Annotated in this window: 13 protein-coding genes; 3 read left to right on the forward strand and 10 right to left on the reverse strand. The window is 70.2% G+C overall.

Annotation, left to right across the window (positions count from 1 at the left end):
* The first annotated feature begins 158 nt into the window (after positions 1-158).
* Together ACULPM_RS06180 and ACULPM_RS06185 are read left to right on the forward strand one after the other, a co-directional pair.
* The gene (locus tag ACULPM_RS06180; RefSeq protein WP_445331989.1) at positions 159-1,886 is read left to right on the forward strand and encodes an ABC transporter ATP-binding protein; all 1,728 of its coding nucleotides are present in this window, start codon (positions 159-161) and stop codon (positions 1,884-1,886) included.
* The gene (locus ACULPM_RS06185; protein ID WP_445331990.1) at positions 1,883-3,655 is read left to right on the forward strand and encodes an ABC transporter ATP-binding protein; all 1,773 of its coding nucleotides are present in this window, start codon (positions 1,883-1,885) and stop codon (positions 3,653-3,655) included. Before ACULPM_RS06180 ends, ACULPM_RS06185 begins: the two co-directional genes overlap by 4 nt.
* A gap of 188 nt (positions 3,656-3,843) precedes the next feature.
* Here the strand turns inward: ACULPM_RS06185 and ACULPM_RS06190 are convergent, their stop codons facing one another.
* Positions 3,844-5,220: a M14 family zinc carboxypeptidase gene (locus ACULPM_RS06190; RefSeq protein ID WP_445331991.1), complete on the reverse strand. Its 1,377-nt coding sequence runs from the start codon at positions 5,218-5,220 to the stop codon at positions 3,844-3,846.
* Between the two features lie 89 nt (positions 5,221-5,309).
* Here ACULPM_RS06190 and ACULPM_RS06195 point away from each other — a divergent pair, with 89 nt between their 5' ends.
* Positions 5,310-6,929, forward strand: a complete 1,620-nt coding sequence (locus ACULPM_RS06195; protein WP_445331992.1) for an ABC transporter substrate-binding protein — start codon at positions 5,310-5,312, stop codon at positions 6,927-6,929.
* Positions 6,930-7,060: 131 nt separating this feature from the next.
* On the opposite strand, the gene ACULPM_RS06200 is transcribed toward ACULPM_RS06195, so the two are convergent.
* The 9 genes from ACULPM_RS06200 to ACULPM_RS06240 all read right to left on the reverse strand — a co-directional run bounded on the left by ACULPM_RS06200 (position 7,061) and on the right by ACULPM_RS06240 (position 18,033).
* Positions 7,061-7,642 (reverse strand): DJ-1 family glyoxalase III, encoded by a 582-nt coding sequence (locus ACULPM_RS06200; protein ID WP_445331993.1) that lies wholly within the window; start codon positions 7,640-7,642, stop codon positions 7,061-7,063.
* A gap of 36 nt (positions 7,643-7,678) precedes the next feature.
* On the reverse strand, positions 7,679-8,137 hold the full coding sequence (locus ACULPM_RS06205; RefSeq protein WP_445331994.1) for a PTS sugar transporter subunit IIA: 459 nt from the start codon (positions 8,135-8,137) through the stop codon (positions 7,679-7,681).
* Between the two features lie 83 nt (positions 8,138-8,220).
* The gene (gene ruvB, locus ACULPM_RS06210; protein WP_445332007.1) at positions 8,221-9,276 is read right to left on the reverse strand and encodes a Holliday junction branch migration DNA helicase RuvB; all 1,056 of its coding nucleotides are present in this window, start codon (positions 9,274-9,276) and stop codon (positions 8,221-8,223) included.
* Positions 9,276-9,908 (reverse strand): Holliday junction branch migration protein RuvA, encoded by a 633-nt coding sequence (gene ruvA / locus ACULPM_RS06215; RefSeq protein WP_445331995.1) that lies wholly within the window; start codon positions 9,906-9,908, stop codon positions 9,276-9,278. Before ruvA ends, ruvB begins: the two co-directional genes overlap by 1 nt.
* Positions 9,905-10,411, reverse strand: a complete 507-nt coding sequence (gene ruvC, locus ACULPM_RS06220) for a crossover junction endodeoxyribonuclease RuvC (protein WP_167930269.1) — start codon at positions 10,409-10,411, stop codon at positions 9,905-9,907. The genes ruvA and ruvC overlap by 4 nt, the downstream gene beginning before the upstream one ends.
* 63 nt (positions 10,412-10,474) lie before the next feature.
* Positions 10,475-12,292 carry a nitrilase-related carbon-nitrogen hydrolase gene (locus tag ACULPM_RS06225; protein ID WP_445331996.1) on the reverse strand — a complete coding sequence of 606 codons (1,818 nt, stop codon included), beginning with the start codon at positions 12,290-12,292 and terminating at the stop codon, positions 10,475-10,477.
* Positions 12,293-12,427: 135 nt separating this feature from the next.
* The gene (locus ACULPM_RS06230) at positions 12,428-12,811 is read right to left on the reverse strand and encodes a desulfoferrodoxin (RefSeq protein ID WP_167930271.1); all 384 of its coding nucleotides are present in this window, start codon (positions 12,809-12,811) and stop codon (positions 12,428-12,430) included.
* Between the two features lie 366 nt (positions 12,812-13,177).
* The gene (dnaE, locus tag ACULPM_RS06235) at positions 13,178-17,008 is read right to left on the reverse strand and encodes a DNA polymerase III subunit alpha (protein WP_445331997.1); all 3,831 of its coding nucleotides are present in this window, start codon (positions 17,006-17,008) and stop codon (positions 13,178-13,180) included.
* A 632-nt stretch (positions 17,009-17,640) separates the two neighbouring features.
* A complete protein-coding gene (locus ACULPM_RS06240) occupies positions 17,641-18,033 on the reverse strand; it encodes a hypothetical protein (RefSeq protein ID WP_445332324.1) in 393 nt (130 codons plus the stop codon).
* Positions 18,034-19,027: the final 994 nt, after the last annotated feature.

Raw genomic sequence — 19,027 nt, forward strand, 5'->3', positions numbered from 1 at the left:
CCCCTCTCGACGAGACCTCCGCGCGCCACCCGCCCTTCTCGCCTGTCCTTCTCGGCCGCCCGCCCGCCGCGAGCGCGGATGGGTCAACCTGCCGAGAAGGACCTCCCCTCGCGGCTCGCGCTAGAATCAAACGGTTGACCGCTCTTCCCGGAGGCCAGATGTTCAAGCTCAGACGCTACCTCGCCGGGCACTACGCCGAGTGCGTGCTCGCGCCTCTCTTCAAGATGCTCGAGGCGCTGCTCCAGCTTCTCGTCCCGCTTGTGATGGCGCAGGTGATCGACGTCGGGATCGCCACGCGCGACGCCTCCTACGTGCTCTGGCACGGCGCGCTGCTCGTGGGCATGGGCGTCTTTGCGTGGGCGATCTCGGTCACGGCGCAGTACTTCTGCTCCAAGCTGGCCTCCGCCTTCGGCACCGCCCTGCGCGACGACCTCTTCCGCCACGTGCTCAGCCTCTCGCGCGCCGACGTGGAGCGCCTCGGCCGCGCCACGCTCGTCACCCGCATCACGAACGACTCCCAGCAGGTGCAGGACGGCCTCAACATGTTCTTCAGGCTCATCCTGCGCTCGCCCTTCGTGACCTTTGGCACGGTCGTCGCGGCGTTTCTCGTGGACGGCGTCGAGGGGGCGGCGCTGCTCGTGGCCGTGCTCGTCTCGGGCGCCGTCGTCATGGGCTTCATGCGCGTGACCACGAGCCGCTACCGCGAGATCCAGCGAGGCCTCGACGACGTGCTTCTGGCCACCGCGGAGAACCTCGAGGGCGTGCGCGTGCTGCGCGCCTTCCGCCGCGAGGACGCGGAGCGGGCCGCGTTCGCCGAGGCAGCGGGCACCGTGCGCGCGCGGCAGGTCTCCACGGGTGACATCTCCGCCCTCGTGAACCCGCTCACCTACCTCGCCATCAACTGCGGCCTCATCGCGCTTCTGTGGTTCGGCGGCCTGCGCGTCGACGCCGGCCACCTCACGCAGGGGCAGCTCGTGGCGCTCGTGAGCTACGTGAGCCAGGCGCTCGTGGAGCTCCTCAAGCTCACGAACCTCATCGTGCTGCTCTCCAAGGCCTCGGCCTGCGCCAAGCGCGTGAACGAGGTCTTCGAGACGCGCCCCTCCATGGCCGACGGCGCGCGCGGGGCCGAGCTTGCGCCCGGCGAGCCCGCCCTCGCCTTCGACGACGTCAGCTTCACCTACGCCGGGGGCGCCGGGCACGCCCTCAGCCACGTGAGCTTTGCGCTGGCGCCCGGCGAGACGCTCGGCGTCATCGGCGGCACGGGCTCGGGCAAGTCCACGCTCGCGAGCCTCGCCATGCGCTTCTACGACGCCACGGAGGGCGCGGTCCGCGTGGGCGGCGCCGACGTCCGCGAGCTCACGCGAGAGAGCCTCAGGCGCGAGGTCTCGCTCGTGGAGCAGGGCGCCACGCTCTTCTCGGGGACCATCGAGTCCAACCTGCGCTGGGGCGGCCCGGGCGCGGGCGAGAAGGACCTCGAGGCCGCGCTCGCCACGGCGCAGGCCGCCTCGGTCGTGGACGGCAAGGGCGGGCTCGCCGCCGAGGTCGAGCAGTTCGGCCGCAACTTCTCCGGCGGCCAACGCCAGCGCCTCGCCATCGCGCGGACCCTCGCGCGGCGCCCGGGCGTCCTCATCCTCGACGACGCCTCCTCGGCGCTCGACTTTGCCACGGACGCGGCGCTGCGCCGGGCCATCGCCCGCGACTGCGCCGGCACCGCCGTCGTGACCATCTCCCAGCGCGTGACCGCCGTGCGCCACGCCGACCAGATCCTCGTGCTCGACGGCGGGCGCCAGGTGGGGCTCGGCACCCACGAGGAGCTCCTCGAGGGCTGCCCCGTCTACCGCGAGATCTGCGAGTCCCAGCTCACCGCCGAGGAGGTGGCCCGATGAGCGAGAAGAACCCGCGCGGGGGCGGCGTGCGCCCCTCGGACGGCACCGTCCGCCGCATGGCCGGCCTGTTTGCCGGGCGGCGCGGCGCGCTCGCGCTGACCGCCCTGCTCACCGTCGCCGTCGTTGTGGGCACGCTCTCGCTGCCCGTGCTCTCCGGCCGGGCGGTCGACTGCGTGGTGGGCCCGGGCGAGGTCGACTTCGCCGGCCTGCGCGGCGCGCTCGCCTGGATCGCCGGCACGCTCGCCGCCACGGCCGCGTGCCAGTGGGCCCTCACGGCCGTGACCAACCGGCTCGCCTTCGGCGCGACGCTCGACCTGCGCCGCCGCTGCTTCGACCACCTGCAGCAGCTGCCCCTCTCCTACCTCGACTCGCACGGCCACGGCGACCTGGCGAGCCGCATCGTCACGGACGCCGACATGCTCACGAACGGCCTGCTCATGGCCTTCCAGCAGCTTCCCACGGGCATCCTCACCATCGTGGTGACGCTCGTCTTCATGTTTGCGCTCAACCCCGCCATCGCCGCCGTGGTGGCGCTGCTCACCCCCGTCTCGGTCTTCACCGCCCGCTTCATCGCCACGCACAGCGCGAAGCACTTCTCGGGCCAGTCGCGCATCCGCGGCGAGCTCACCGCCTACGTGGAGGAGATGGTCGGCGGCATCTCGGCCGTCGAGACCTTCGAGATGCAGGGGGCCGTCGCCGCGCGCTTCGCCGAGACGGACGCGGCGCTCGGGGAGGAGAGCTTCAAGGCGGTGTTCTTCTCGTCCCTGGTGAACCCCACGACGCGCTTCGCGAACGCCCTCGTCTACGCCGCCATCGGCATCTTCGGCGCCTTCGTTGCCATGGGCGGCGGCATCACCGTGGGCGGCCTCTCCGCCTTCCTCGGCTACGCCGACCAGTACGCCAAGCCCTTCAACGACATCTCCGGAGTGGCCACGGAGCTCCAGAACTCCGTGGCGTGCGCGCGGCGGCTCTTCGCCCTGCTCGACGAGCCCGCCGAGGCGCCGGACGCCGCAGACGCCGCCGTGCTCGCCGAGCCTCGCGGCGAGGTGCGCCTGGACCACGTGGCCTTTGGCTACGACGCCGACCGCCTGGTGCTGCGCGACGTCGACCTCGCCGTGCGCCCCGGCATGCGCATCGCCCTCGTGGGCGAGACGGGGTGCGGCAAGACCACCCTCATCAACCTCATCATGCGCTTCTACGACGTGAGCGCGGGCGCCGTGCGCGTTGACGGACGAGACGTGCGCGCGTGGACGCGCGAGAGCCTGCGCGCCGGCTGGGGCATGGTGCTGCAGGACACGTGGGTCCGCCGCGCGACGGTGCGCGAGAACGTGAGCATGGGACGCCCCGACGCCACGCTCGAGGAGATCCGCGCCGCGTGCCGCGAGGCCTACGCGGACGACTTCATCATGCGCCTGCCGCAGGGGTATGACACGGTCCTCGACGGCTCGAGCGCCCTTTCCGCGGGCCAGCGCCAGCTCCTGTGCATCGCGCGCGTGATCCTCGCCCGCCCGGCGATGCTCATCCTCGACGAGGCCACCTCGAACATCGACACGCGCACCGAGCTGCTGGTCCAGCGGGCGCTCGCCAACCTCATGGCCGGCCGCACGAGCTTCGTCGTGGCGCACCGCCTCTCCACCGTGCGCGACGCCGACCTCATCTGCGTCATGGCCGACGGCGTCATCGCGGAGCGCGGCACCCACGACGAGCTGCTCGCTGCCGACGGCCGCTACCAGCGCATCTACGAGTCCCAGTTCGCCCCCACGGAGTAGTCGGGGGCGTGCAAAGGGGACAGGCACTTTCGCACGGGCCCCGTGCGAAAGTGCCTGTCCCCTTTGCACGCCCCCGCACGTCACAGCCAGCCTGAGTGACTGGTTTCGTACAAACGGAGCCCCCCATGGGGCCTCATCCGTCCAAAACCCGTCACTCACTCGCGCAGGAGGGTCGAGAAGGACGTGCGTCACGTCAGCCCGCGCACGTGCGCGACGGCGAGAAGGGCGCTCTCGAGCTGCGTGGCAACGAGGTCGCGGATGGGAATCGCCCGGTAGCTCGAGCGCGCCTCGAAGTCGGCGCAGGCCCCGCGCAGCCATGACTCCGCCTCGGCCCCGACCTCCGCCGCGACGACGCGCTCGGAGGGGGAGAGCCGGCACTCGGACGCCTCCCAGTCGATCGCGGAGAGCAGCATGCCCACGTTCCTCGAGCGGTAGAAGCGGCGCACGACGTCGGCGTCGAAGGCCTCGGCGACGGTCGCCTCGCGCGCGAACGCCGGGTCGTCCGTCGCCTGGCGCCGCAGGGCCGCGTCGGAGGCCGCGAAGGACTCCGCGGCGAGCGCCCGGCGATACGGGTTCTTCTCGCCCAGGACGCCGCCGAGCGCGGACAGCCATCCCTCGACGAGCCCCCCGCACGCGCCGACCCAGTCGAGCCGGGCGAGAAGGACCTCGGAGAGGGCGCGCCCGCACCCCGAGTCGTCCTCGATGGCGCGGTCGTAGAAGTAGGGGATCTCGCACACGAGGCCGAAGGTGCCGTGGCGGCGCGCCGCGTAGGCCGCACTCGTCGTGCCGTGCCCCACGAGCGCGGCCGGGTCCCCGGCGCCGAGGGACTCGTAGTAGTCGTAGGCGTCCTCCGCCCCGAGGGCCCCCAGGACGGCCGGCGCGAGCTGCCGGGCGTAGGGCATCTCGGGCGTGGAGAGGTCGAGCGGGACGCCCCTGCGCCGGGCGGCCTCGCGAAGCGGCTCCCAGAGCGCGGGGGTGGGCTCCGTCTCGTACCAGTACGCCCCGCCGAAGCTGCAGTTGTGCAGCGAGAGCAGGAGGTCGGGCCGCGCCTCGTCGATGAGGCGCATCCCGCAGGCCGCCTCGGGCGTGGGGGCGTCGAACGCGAGCCGCTTGTGCCGCACGGGGAAGGTCCAGTCCGGCTGGTCCGCGAAGTCGGGGCGGAAGTAGTGGCGCGCGTAGTCGAAGAGCGTGAAGGGGCCCTTGAGCCAGCCCTCGTTGAGGGCGAGCCCGTCTATGTCCCACGCCTTGACGAGGTGCCAGGTGACGCCCAGCTCCGCGGCGAGGTCGGGCTCCGCGGCGAGGCGCTCGGCGAGGTAGCTCACCGTCATCACGCCCACGGGCTCGTTGGGGTGCGGCGCCCCGAGCGCCACGGCGGCGCGCTCCCCCGCCCCGACGGTGAGGCACCTGACGGGCCTGCCCTCGCGCGAGCGGCCGAGCTCCGTCACGCGCACGGCGTGGGCACAGGCGAGCTCGTCCGTGGCCGCCTCGAGCTCGTCCACGGTAAGGAAGCACGGGTAGTCCGGGACTCCCCGGAGAAGGCTCTCGCACGCGCTGGCAAACGACATGGCACCTCCCGCAGACCTGATGACGTAACGTCTCGTCTTTGTTGCTACGATACGCTACATCCGCACATTCAGATACCTTGGAGGCCACCATGTCGCACTCTGACCCCACAACGACGCCGCTCATCACCCGTCGCTGCGCGCTCGCCGGCGCGGGAGCCCTCGCGCTCGGGCTCGCCGCGTGCTCGGATGACGGGGGCGCCTCGGGCGACGCCGCCCAGGAGCGCGTCTTCACCTGGGGCGTCAAGAACACCAAGGAGACCCTCGACATGCAGCACTCCACGCAGAACGGGACCATCCCGGGCGCGATCTGCGAGTGCCTCGTGTCCTTCTCGCAGGACGACGGCACGGTGTCGCCCGTCCTGCTCACGGGGCTGCCCGAGGCGAGCGAGGACGGCCTCACCTACTCCTTCGAGCTCGCGGAGGGCATCACCTTCCACGACGGCTCCGCCCTCACCTCGGAGGACGTGCGCTACACCTTCACGCGCATGTTCGTCCCCGAGCAGGCGTCGGTGTGCTCGGGCTACTACGTGATGATCGTCGGCGCCCAGGCCATGCTCGACGGCGAGGCCACCGAGCTCGAGGGCTTCACCGTGGAGGACGAGCGCCACTTCACCATCAGGCTCGAGTACCCCTACGCGCCCTTCGTGAGCGCGCTCACGCTCGCCTTCGCGGAGATATTCCCGCACGAGGCCTGCGAGGCGGCGGGCGACGACTGGGGCATCGGCACGCTCGTGGGCACGGGCCCCTACCGGCTCGTCTCCAGCACCGAGACGGGCGTCTCGCTCGAGGCCTTCCCCGACTACCACGGCGGGGCGCCGTCGCTCGACCGGCTCGAGATCGTCTACATCGACGACAACAACACCAAGATGCTCAACTACAAGGCCGGCGACGTCGACGCCTGCGAGCTCGACGCGACCCTGCTCTCCCAGTACCAGGGAGACGCCGAGGTGGCCGACCAGATCATCTCCTACGAGCCGATGGGCACCTGCTTCGTCAACATCAACCTCGGCATGCCGGAGTTCTCAGACCCGCGCGTGCGCGAGGCGCTCTCCCTCGCCATCAACCGCCAGGAGCTCGTGGACACCCTGCTCTCGGGCGCGGGCACGCCCGCGACGCAGTTCCTGAACCCGCGCGAGATCGGCTACGACGAGTCTCGCGAGGCCTACGCCTACGACCCCGAGCGCGCCCGCGAGCTGCTCGCCGAGGCCGGGGCCGAGGGCCTCTCCTTCACCGCGATGACGCGCGCCTCCGAGCAGAACATCATGGTGGCGCTCCAGGCCTACTGGGCGGAGATCGGCGTGGACGTGAAGGTCGAGACGCTCGACAACGGCGTCTGGACGGAGACGCGCGCGCAGGGCGGCATGCCCGCGACCATCGTCACCTGGCTCACCACCGTGCCGCTCGAGGGCGCCGTGCACCTCTCCTCGTGGTTCAAGACCGAGAACGCGGCCAAGCGGAGCTCCTTCTACGCCAACCCCGAGTTCGACGCCACCTGCGACGAGGCCCTCTCCGAGCTGGACGAGGACGGGCGCGCCGAGCTCGCCCAGCAGGCCGACCGCATCCTCACGCAGCAGGACTGGGGCACGATCCCGCTCTACTATCCCAAGCGCCAGATCGTCTGCCGGCCGTGGGTGTCCGGCATCGAGTTCCAGAACGCCATCATCGTCCTGAACGACGTCTCCGTGGACATGGAGCAGAAGAGCGCGTAGCGAGAAGGACCGTGCAGGCGTGCAAAGGGGACAGGCACTTTCGCACGGAAGACCCGTGCGAAAGTGCCTGTCCCCTTTGCACGCTGACTCGTTTTGAGTTGCCTAAAAGGGGCCTGTCCCCTTTTAGGCAACTAGCGCAGGACGACGCCCTCGCGGACGCGGTCCACGGCCTCTTCCCCCAGGTAGTGGCGGACGATCTCGAGCGCGAAGAGCATGGCCGTGCCCGCGCCCTGGCTCGTGATGAGGTTGTCGTCCACGACCACCGGCTCGTCGGCGAGAAGGACGGCACCGTGCTCGACGAGCACGTGCTGGAAGCCGGGGTTGGAGGTGGCGCGTCGCCCCTCGAGCAGGCCGAGCTCGGCCAGGATGGACGGGGCGGCGCAGATGGCGGCGAGCGGCCGGCCGGCGGCGGCGCGGGCGACGAGCTCCTCGCAGAGCGGCCCGCACGCCCTCAGGTTCGGCGTGCCGGGGATGCCCCCGGGCAGCACGAGCATGTCGTAGTCGTCAAACGAGAAGCCCTCGTCGAAGAGCGAGCGCTTGCAGGCGATCGTGACCTCGTGCGACGACGTCACCGTGCGCTCGGGCGTGATCGCCACGGTGTCGCAGGGAATCCCCGCGCGAAAGAGAAGGTCGACGACCGTGAGGCCCTCGATCTCCTCGAGCCCGGGCGCCACGAACACGGCCACGCGCCTCTCGCTTGCCTGCTTGAACATGTCTTCCTCCTTCGGGCTGCGCCGCGCGCCGCCGCGCTAGTCCACCGCGATTCCCGCGTTGATGGCATCCGCGATGGCCTGCGGGTCGTCGGTGCCGCGAATGACGGTCTTGAAGTCGTCCTTCATGAGAAGGACGGCGGTCTTGGAGAGGAGCCTGATGTGCACGGTCCCCGCCTCCCCCTCCGGGACGAGCAGGGAGATGGCGACGTCGATGGGCTTGTCGTCGAAACTCGGCCAGGAGATGGGACGGTCGTTCTTCACCACGATGACCGATGCCTCGAGAATGGCGGGCGACTTCGCGTGGGGCACGGCAAAGCCGTCGGTCATGCCCGTCTCCCCCATCGCCTCGCGGGCGAGGAAGGCGTCGCAGACCACGTCGGCGTCGCTCGCGAAGCCGAGCTCGACCGCCCGCTCCGAGATGAAGCGGAGCATGTCCTCCCGCGTGTCGATGCTCTGGCCGACGAAGACGCTCTCTGCCCTGACGAAGTCGCTCACGTGAGTCTCCTTTGCTCCCGGCGCGCCCCCAAGGCCCGCCCTGTGCCCATGATAGCGGTTACGCGGCGGGCCCGCAGGACACGCTAGCGCGCCGGCGGCTCGATCCCCAGGTGGTCGAAGGCGGCGAGCGTGGCCTGGCGGCCCTGCGGCGTGCGCACGATGAGCCCGCGCTGCAAGAGGTACGGCTCGTAGACGTCCTCGAGCGTAGAGGGGTCCTCGGAGACGGCGCTCGCCACGGTGGTGAGCCCCACCGGGCGGCCGCGGAAGGTGCTGCAGAGCGCGGTCAGGATGCGCACGTCCATGGTGTCGAGGCCCATGGCGTCGATCTCGAAGAACTCGAGCGCCTCGGCGGCCACCTCCCAGGTGATCGTGCCCTCGCGCTTGACCTGTGCGTAGTCGCGCACGCGCTTGAGCAGGCGGTTGGCCAGGCGCGGCGTGCCGCGCGAGCGCGAGGCGATCTCGGCCGCGCCCTGCTCGTCGATCTCAACGCCGAGGATGTGCGCCGAGCGGCTCACGATGACGCCGAGCTCCGCGGGCGTGTAGTAGTCGAGGCGGTACGAGATGCCGAAGCGGTCGCGGAGCGGCCCCGTGAGCAGTCCCGTGCGCGTGGTGGCGCCCACGAGCGTGAAGTGCGGGACGTCGATGCGGATGGAGCGCGCAGCCGGCCCCTTGCCGATCACGATGTCGAGGAAGAAGTCCTCCATCGCGGGGTAGAGGATCTCCTCGATCTGGTGGTTGAGGCGGTGTATCTCGTCGACGAACAGGACGTCGCCCGCCTCGAGGTTGGTGAGGATGGCGGCGAGGTCGCCGGCGCGCTCGATGGCGGGGCCCGAGGTGGTGTGCATCTTGGCCCCCATCTCGTTGGCCACGATGCCCGCGAGCGTGGTCTTGCCGAGGCCCGGGGGGCCCGAGAAGATCACGTGGTCGAGCGCCTCGCCGCGGTCGCGCGCGGCCTGGATGAGCACGCGGAGGTTCTCCCGCACGCGCTCCTGGCCGATGTACTCGTCGAGCGTCCTCGGCCTGAGCGTGCGGTCCTGGTCGAGGTCGTCGGCGGTGAGCTCGCCCGTGACGTCGCGCGGGCCCGCGGGACGGGCGGGCGCGGCGCTGGCGAAGAGGTCCTTCTCGCTCGCCTCCCACATCATCGGCCACTCCCCAGGCGCCTCAGGGCGTAGGCGAGGACCTGCTCGATGGTGGCGGCCCCGGCCCCCTCATGCCCCTCGAGGGCGAGCTCGGCCTCCTGGGAGGTGAAGCCCATCGAGAGCAGCGCCTCAGTCGCCTCCGCGGCGACGCCCGCGCCCGAGGCGGCCGCCGGCAGCGGCGTGGCGTCGGGCTCGGCGAGGCCGACGAGCCCGCGCAGCTCGGCGCTCTTGGAGAAGACGTCGGAGAGCTCCACGATGAGGCGGCTCGCCTTCTTGCGGCCCACCCCCGGGACCTGCGCCATCCGCGCCGTGTCCTGCGTCGTCACGATCTGCGCGAGCACGGAGGGCGAGAAGGTCGAGAGGACCGAGAGGGCGAGCTTGGAGCCCACGCCCGAGATGGCGCGCAGCTGGTCGAAGAGGGCGCGCTCCTCACGGGTGGCAAAGCCGTAGAGCTCCATCGAGCCGTCGCGCACCACCATGCGCGCGAGCAGCGTCACGCCAGCCTCGCCCACGTGGGGCAGCGACGCGGCGGTAGTCGACGAGACGCCGAGCTCGAAGCCGACGCCCCCCACGTCGAGCACGACATGGGTGGGCAGCGCCTCGATGAGCGTGCCGGTGAGCTGGACTATCACGTAAGGACCCTCCTTGCCTCCCCGAGGCTCTTCGTTCTGACGACGTTCGCGTGGCACACGGCGGCGGCGAGCGCGTCGGCCGCGTGGTCGGGACGCGGGTCGTGGTCGAGCGCCAGGACGTTTCTCACCATGTAGATGACCTGGTGCTTGTCGGCCGCGCCGGTCCCCACGACGGCCTGCTTGATCTGCATGGGAGTGTACTCCCCCACGGCGAGCCCCGCCGTCGAGCACGCGACGATGGCGGCTCCGCGGGCCTGGGCGGTGGCGATGGCCGACTTGGTGTTCTCGCCGAAGTAGATGCTCTCGATGGCGAGCTCGGTGGGGCCGTAGCGGTCTATGACCCTCCTGAGCTCCGAGTAGATCCTGCCCAGTCGCAGGTCGATCGGCTCGGAGGCGTGCGTCGTCACGCAGCCGTACGCCCGAGCCCGGCAGGTGGCGCCCCTGGTCTCAACGACGCCCCAGCCCGTGTGCGCGAGCCCTGGGTCGATGCCGAGTACGACCATCTGCCTCCTCCCATGATACGAACGTTCGTTCTATCATAGCACGGCACGTCCTTCTCGCAAGCCTCAGTTTTCCGAGAAGGGCCCGTCCCAGAGCGGGTGCGGCCCCTCCCCCTGGGCGCCGTGCCGCCCGCCGGGCTCCCCCGTCTGGCCGAGGGGCGAGAGCCCGCCCCCCTGGGAGAAGTCGCGAAGGTAGCCGAGAAGGTCGCGGACGTCGCGCTCGTGCCCCTCCCCCGTCGCCGCGGGTGACCGGGGCGCGGCGGGCGCCTCGACGCCGCCCTCCTCCGCCTCGCGGAGCCGCTCGAGGGCCTCTGCGGCCCGGCCCATCGCCCGCTCGTCTTCGGCCCGCGCGCGGTCCCGCCAGGCGAGCCCGCGGGGCGAGCGCGCCTCGGCGAGCGTCTTCGAGGAGAGCTCCAGGACGAGCCCGCGGGAGACCCGCGCGGAGTCGAGGTCGCGCAGGCGCCCGACGATGGCGTTGACGGCCTCCTCGTTCCCGCGCTCGGACACGATGTCCGAGACGGGAAGCTCCCACTCGACGTAGCTCGAGAGCACGAGGTCGACGAAGCCGAGGCGCGCCTCGGGCGTGGGGTGGGAGCGCTCGAGCCCCGAGAGGGGGAGCTCCGGCCGGGGGACGGCCGCGTCGGCGGGGATCACGGGCGAGATGGTGTTGCGCAGGTGCGCGAGGGCCACGACGTCCGACCGGTAGAGGTCGCCGATCGGCTGGAGGCGCGCCGCGCTGGCGCGGGCGCGGCCGTCGAGCGCGAGCGCGGTCTTGTCGGCAGAGCCCAGCGGCACCGCGCCCGTGCGCCGCGCGAGGTCCGCGAGGCGCGCCTCGGCGAGGTCGCGCGAGAGCTCCTCGTCCGCCCCGTCCGCCGGCGCGAGCCGCTCGACGCGCTCGTCGGGGATGCGAAGCGCCCGGACGAGCGACTCCGCCACCGCGTCGCGCCCCGCGTCGCCCGTGCGCCGCACGAGCGCGCGGACGCGCAGGGGCCCGAGCGCGTCGGTCGCGAGCGTGGCCACGAGCAGGGAGCCGATCTGGTCGTCAACCAGCACGCAGGCGCCGGCCTCGCCGCCGCACTCCCCGGCGAGGCCCGCCGTGAGCGCCCCCCAGGTCATGAGCGGCGCGTCATAGACCTCGGGCGCGAGCGGCTCGGCGAGGGGGCCCTCCGCGGAGGGGTCCACGTCGCACACGAGCAGCGCCTCCTCGAAGCTCGGCGCCTGGGCGGCGAGCTCGCCCCACGGCGCGAGCACGAAGCTCGACCCGCAGAAGACCTGCCCGTCGTAGCAGCCCGCGCCCCCGACGCCCACGACCCAGGCCCCGGTCGCCTCGGCGTCGGCGAGGTAGCGCCCCTCGCTGATCGAGCTGCCGAGCGCGCTCGAGACGTCGTCGGCCGCAAAGCCATAGCCGGAGAGGAAGAGGATGACGTCGACGTCGTACTCGAACTCGTCGTACTCGTCGAGGTCCTCGTAGGTGAAGGCGACGCCGATCCGCGCGCCCGCGAACTCGAGCTCCGGCAGGGCGTGCGCGTCCCCCTCCTCGGATGCCGCCGCCTCGAGATACGACGTCAGGCGCACCGGCACGACGGCCCCCGACGAGACGAGCATCGCCTCGGGAAGCGCAACCCCGTCGAAGTCCGTGAGCACGGGGACGAGGCACGGGCAGGCGAGCTCGTCGGCCAGGCCGAGCAGGCACTCGGCCAGGTCGAGGAGAAACCCCTCCCGGTCGACGTAGGGCACGGGCGAGGCGCCGCAGAGCGCGGTCGCGGGAAAGACGAGCAGGTCCACGTTCTTCTCGGCCGCCGCGCGCGACTGCTCGGCCATGCGCCTCGACGTCTCCTCGAAGTCGCCCGCGCGGGTCCCCATCTGCGCGATCGCAATCCTCATGTCCGCCCCCGTCCTCTCGCTCCCAGTCTCATCCGATTGTGCCACAGCGCGGCCCGGCCATGCGAAGGGCCCCGGTTCCCCGGGGCCCTGAGTCGCCGCATGCCTAAAAGGTGCCTAAAAGGGGCCTGTCCCCTTTTAGGCGAGCTCGGTCTTCCAGAGGCCGTGGAGGTTGCAGTAGGCGTAGACGGTGCCGCCCTCGGAGCAGCAGGCGCCGAACTTTGCCTTGGGCTCGTCGCCCGGCTTCAGGTGCTTGAGGCAGAGCTTGCCGTCGGTGGCGAGCGCGACCCACTCGATGTAGTGCTCCTCGGCCATGGGGTGGGCGACCTCTCCGACGGTCACGACGATGTGGTTGCCGTCCTTGACTGCCACGGGGACGTGCTTCTCGGTCGCGGCGTCGGTGGAGCCGGCGACGAGCAGCTCCATGGGCTCGCCGCAGCAGCTCGGGGTCACGCCCCCGTCCTTGACGACGGCCACGATGTTGCCGCAGTGGTTGCAGCGATAGAACTTGACCTCAGCCATGGTGGGTCCTCTCTCTGGGATTGGGCGGCGCCCTCTGCGTCGCCTTTCTCCATTGATACCCAACAGGCCGCAATTCTAGCCACGTCGCGAGGAGCGTCGCGAATCCCCCGCGCGGCGTCTATGCGGGGCCGAGGCGACGTTCTTCTCGCCGGGAGCGTCGCGAATCCCCCGCATACCGGCTCCGCGGGGCCGGGGCGACGCTCTTCTCGTGCGAAGGGGACGTGCGAAGGCGGCCGTGCGAAGGGGACAGTCACTTTTGCACGCTGGGGACATAGCGTGCAAAAGTGACTGTCCCCTTCGTACGGTCTGTCCCCAGCGTGCAAAAGTGACTGTCCCCTTCGCACGGCCGCCTTCGCGCGCGACGCCCTACGCCACCTTGACGTGGCCCTGGCGTCCCACGAGGTCGACCATCTCGGCGAGAAGGACCATGTTGCGCGCGTCGATGCGCGCGGGGAGCTCCATGCGCATGATGTCGCCCGTGCTCGACTCCACGCGCATCTCCACGCGGTCGAGGCCGGGGTAGCGCCCGAGGATGGAGCAGAGGCTGTCCATGTAGGGCCGCGTGAGCAGCCCCGCGGGGATGTTCACCTCGAGCACCTTGGGGCGGTTGCTCCGCTCGTCCAGGACCAGGGGCTCGACGTTCATGCAGATAACCTGGTTTCCGCGGTCGCCGCGCTCGAGCTTGCCCTCCACCTTCACGAAGACGTCGCCCTGGGTCTCGCCCGTCTCCTCGTCGACCTGGCCCACGAGGGCGCCCGCGCACTTCTTGTAGAGCTTCGGGAAGACCACGAGCGTGACCTCGCCCTCCATGTCCTCGAGGGTGACGATGGCCATGGAGTCGCCGTTCTTGGTGGTCTTCTTCTGCACGGCGTTGACCATGCCCGCGAGGCGGATGACCTTGCCCTCGGGCACGCGGAAGCGCTCGTGCACGCCGCCCGTGGGGTCCGTGTACTCCTCGGCGACCTCGATGTCCGCGATCGTGTAGTCGCGATTCTTGGCGAGCGCGTACTCGTACGGGCGCAGGGGGTGGTCGGAGACGTAGAGGCCGAGGACCTCGTGCTCCTTGGCCAGCTTGACCGAGCGGTCCCACTCGACGCCGTCGGGCTCGGGCACGGTGTTCTCGAAGCCGGAGCCCTCCACGTCGCCGAAGAGGTCGAACATCGAGAACTGCCCCGCGGCGCGCGTCTTCTGCCGCTTGGCGGCAGCGTCGATGATGTTCTCGGGGTTCGTCTTGTCGACGAAGCGCATGAGCTGCATGCGGGTGTATCCGGTTGAGTCGAAGGCGCCCGAGCAGATGAGCGCCTCCACCACGCGGCGGTTGGCCTGGCCGGAGTCCATGCGGTCCACGAAGTCGTGGAGGTTGGCGAAGGGCCCGTTCTTCTCGCGCTCCGCCATGATGGCCTCGCCCACGCCCTCGCCCACGCCGCGGATGCCCGCGAAGCCGAAGCGAACGCCCTCGGGGACGGCGGTGAAGTCGCGGCCGGACTCGTTGATGTCCGGCGGCAGGATGGCCACGCCCTCGTGGCGGTAGGCCGTGACGTAGTGGACGATCTTGTCGGTCTTGCCCATGTAGGACGTGAGGACCGAGGCCATGTACTCGCGCGGGTAGTGCGCCTTGAGCCAGGCCGTCTGCATGACGAGGATGGCGTAGCCCGCCGAGTGGCTCTTGTTGAACGCGTAGGACGCGAACTCGAGGACGTCGTCCCAGATCTTCTGGGCGGTCTCCTTCTTGTAGCCGTTCTTGACGGCGCCGTTCATCCAGTGGTCGTAGGTGGTCTCGTCCTTGCCGTCGTCCCAGTGGAAGACCGTGGAGGTGAGGAGCTTGATCTTCTTCTTGGCCACGGGCTTTCTGATGCGCGAGTCAGACTCGCCGGCCGAGAATCCCGACATCTTCATCGAGATCTTCATGACCTGCTCCTGGTAGACCATGGTGCCGTAGGTCTCCCCCAGGATGTCGTCGAGACGCGGGTCGTAGGAGACGGCCTCCTCGCGGCCGTTCATGCGGTTGATGTAGCTCGTGACCATGCCGGCGCCCAGAGGGCCGGGGCGGTAGAGGGCGATAAGAGCGACGACCTGCTTGTACTCGGTGGGGCGCATGTTCTTGATCGTGGACGTCATGCCCGCGGACTCGATCTGGAAGACGCCCGCCGTGCGGCCCTCGCGCATGAGCCTGTAGATCTCCGGGTCGTCGAAGGGGATCTCGTCGACGTTGATGTCGATGCCGTGGTTGGCCTTGATGTTGGCGAGGGCCTTTGAGATGACCGTGAGGGTGCGAAGCCCCAGGAAGTCCATCTTGAGCAGGCCCATGTCCGCGACCGAGTGGCCCTCGTACTGGGTGATCTCGACGCCGCCCTTGGTGTCCACCTTGGTGGGCACGTGGTCGTTCACCGGCGTGGGCGCGATGAGGACGGCGCAGGCGTGGACGCCCTCGCCGCGGTGCATGCCCTCGATCGAGAGCGCCGCGTCGATGATGGAGCGCGAGTCGGCGTCGTTCTTGTACGCGTCCTCGAAGTCCGGGGAGTACTGGTCGGGCGCCTTCTCCGACTTGTGGAGGGCGTGGTCGAGCGTGAGCTTGGGGTCATTGGCGAGCATCTTCGAGAGCTTCTGGCCCTGCCACACGGGAAAGCCCAGCACGCGCGCGGCGTCGTTGATGGCCTGCTTGGCCTTGATCGTGGAGTAGGTGATGACGTGGCAGACGCGCTCGGGGCCGTAGAGCTGGCGGACGTGCTCCACGACCTCGAGGCGACGCTCATCGTCGAAGTCCATGTCGATATCGGGCATCTCGGAGCGCTGCGGGGAGAGGAAGCGCTCGAACATGAGGCCGTTGTCGAGCGGGTCGAAGGTGGTGATGTCCATCGCGTAGGCCACGATGGCGCCGGCGGCCGAGCCTCGGCCCGGGCCCACGCCGATGCCGTTGCGCTTTGCCCAGCGCACGTACTCCTGGACGATCAGGAAGTAGTCGGCGAAGCCCTTCTCGCAGATGACCTTGTACTCGTACTCAAAGCGCTCGCGGACGTTCTCGCCGCCAATCTCGAGCTCACGCCAGTTCTCGCCGTAGCGCTTGGCCAGTCCCGCCTCGCACTCCTTGCGGAAGCGCTCCTCCGAGGTCTCGCCGGGGTCGAGGTCCGGGAACTTGGGCAGGTACATGTGCGACCAGTCGAGCTCGAAGGCGCACTTCTCGGCCACCTCGAGCGTGTTGTCTATCACCTCGGGGGCCCACGAGAAGAGCTCGCGCATCTCCGCCTCGCTCTTGAGGTAGAACTCGGTGCCGGTCATGCGCTTGCGGTTCTCGTCGTCGAGCTTCGAGGCGGTGCCGATGCAGGAGAGGACGTCCTGCGTGGGCGCGTCCTCGCGGGTGAGGTAGTGGTTGTCGTTGGTGGCGATCACCTTGATGCCGAGCTCGTGGCCGAGCCGCAGGATCTGCTCGGAGAGCGTGCGGTCCGTGAAGCCGCCCCAGTTGGGGTCGGCCAGGCCGTGGTCCTGCACCTCGAGGTAGAAGTCCTCCCCGAAGATCTCCCGGTAGGCGAGCGCCCAGCGCTTGGCCTCGTCGGGGCGGCCCTGGAAGTACATGCGCGGGATGATGCCCGAGACGCAGGCCGAGGTGCAGATGATGCCCTCGTGGTAGCGGCGCAGCATGTCGAGGGTGGTGCGCGGGTAGTAGTAGAACATGTCGCCGGAGGCCGCCTCGCTCATCATCTTCATGAGGTTGACGTAGCCGGTCTCGTTCTTGGCGAGCAGGATCAGGTGGTAGCGGTGCTGCTTGGTGCCCTTCTCGATGCAGTCGTCCGTGATGAAGTAGGCCTCGCAGCCGAAGATCGGCTTGATGAGCAGGCTCGGGCGGTTGGCGCGCACGGCGTCGAGGTCATGGGTCTCGTTCCAGATGCGCACGTCCGCGGCCCACTGGGCGTGGACGCGGTCGTGGGGGCGGGCGTCGTCGGCGTCCGGCTCGGGCTCCTCGAGCTCCCAGCCCTTCTGGAAGCACTCCACGTCATGGCGCCACTGCCCCATGTCCTTCTGGGCGTCGTTGTACTTGCGGCACTCGAGGTCGAAGTCCGGGATGCCGAACATGTAGCCGTGGTCCGTGAGCGCGAGCGCCGGCATCTCGAGGTCGACGGCGCGCTTGACCATGTCCGAGACGCGCGTCGCCGCGTCAAGGATGGAGAAGTCGGAGTGGTTGTGCAGGTGAACGAATGCCATGCGTGGTCCCCGTCAGCTATGTGTCAGTCGTGTGTCACCTAGTCTAGCCGATGGCCCGGACGCAGGGTGCCGGGGCCGTGGGCACCCGACCTGCGACGAGTCGCGTTTCCGCAGGTGACGACCACAGGAATTCTTCATGACGGCTGGCGAGAAGAACGGGCGGGGCGGCGACGTTTCCGGCCGGCAGGGCGTCGCGAATCCCCCGCGCGGCGGCCGCGCGGGGCCGAGGCGACGTCTCTGGACGGCAAAACGTCGCCAAACCCCCGCACGGCAACTCCGCGGGGCCGAGACGACGTTCCCGGGCCGCGGGGCGTCGCGAATCCCCCGCATATCGGCCGTGCGGGGCCGAGGCGACGTTCCCGTCCCCGGGTTTGTCGCGAATCCCCCGCGCAACGGCTGTGCGGGGCCGGGGCGACGTTCCCGAGCCCAGGTTTGTCGCCAATCCCCCGCGCAGTCCCCGTGCGGGGCCGAGGCGACGTTTCCGGGCCGCGGGGCGTCGCCAATCCCCCGCACGGCCGTCGTGCGGGGCCGAGGCGACGTTTCCGTCCCCGGGTTTGTCGCCAATCCCCCGCACGACAGCCGTGCGGGGCCGAGGCGACACCCACGGGCGGCGCGGGGCGACCGAGCGGCCATCAGCAAACGCGCCTGATAGACTCCCAGTCCGGGACCATCCCCGTGCCGTCCGGCAGCGCCAGCTCCGAGCCGCGACGCGGGACCCCGTGGCGGTCGAGGTGCTCCGCAAACGCGACCGGGTCGTCCGTCAGCCCGAAGCGGAACCTCATCACGACGACGTTGTAGAGGCTGATGCGCGACTCGCGGTTCTTCTCGTCCGAGAGCACCTCGTCGAGGCTCCGCCCGCGCGTCATCTCATCCACCACGTATTTGTCCGTGCCGTCGAGCTCGCCGAGGATGACGACCCCATCCGCCCTCACCCAGCAGTAGTCAGCCCGGAAGGGCGCCCCTCCCTCGACGAGGTTGGGCACCTCGACCTGAAGCTCGGGGCACGCGAAGCCGAGCAGGAGCATGCGCGCCCGGGCGATGGACTCCCCGCCGTTCTCGCTCCTCGGGTCCGCCCAGGCAAGGGTGCCGCGAACGAGGTCCTTCCCCGGGACCCGTCACGCACGGACTCGACGTACGACGCGAACTCCTCGCGCGACACCACGCCGGAGCGCAGGGCGGAGTCGATCATCCCGAGCCCGCGCGGAAAGTCGGTCCTCCGAAGACAGTCGAACATCGTCCTCTCCGGGCCGGTGACGCGCAAGCCGCCGACCACCTCGATCCCGCTCGTCCCCTCCCCCTGGCGCAGGATGGGGTGCCTGTGGACCAGCGCCCCGTTTGGGCTGTGCCCGCCGCGCGTCGTCGCAACGTGGACGTTTCCCTGAAGCGACCACGAGACGTCGACCCCGTACGCGACGGCGGCCGTCGGCCCGCAGAACACCCAGTCGGGATGTTTCTCCTGAAGCCCGCGCGCGAGGAACATCGTGCGCTGGTCCGTCTTGAGCCCCTCCCAGCGCCCCGCGCTCACGTAGAGCCCGCGGGCGGGCGAGACCACCGTCCCGGCGGCGACCCTCCGCTCGAGCGCGCGATAGACGCGCGCTGACCCGCGCCCCCTCAGGACGAGGCAGCGCCCGCCCTCCTCCGCCTCCGCAAGCAGTTCGGCGACCTCGCCCTCAACGCCACGACTCATGCGATCCCCCCTCTCAACACGCTTCCCTTTCTTTTTCGATTATCACAAGGAGGTATCTCTTTATGATGCTGTATTCAATTTATGATTTATTTTTCCACGCAGTTTTGTGGCAGCTGCGTGGCAGTGTCCGGCAACGTTTCCCTGGCGAGAAGAACGGGTGGCCGCAGATCGCACGGGATCGCACGCCTTGTCGAGGATTCCCCGCACGGCGGGTGTGCGGGGGCCTGGCGACATTCCTGGGCGACAGGGTGTCGCGAATCCCCCGCTCAGTCCCCATGCGGGGCCGAGGCGACACTTCCCGCCCCGGGTTCGTCGCCAAACCCCCGCATCAC

The sequence above is a fragment of the Thermophilibacter sp. ZX-H3 genome, assembly GCF_052599055.1.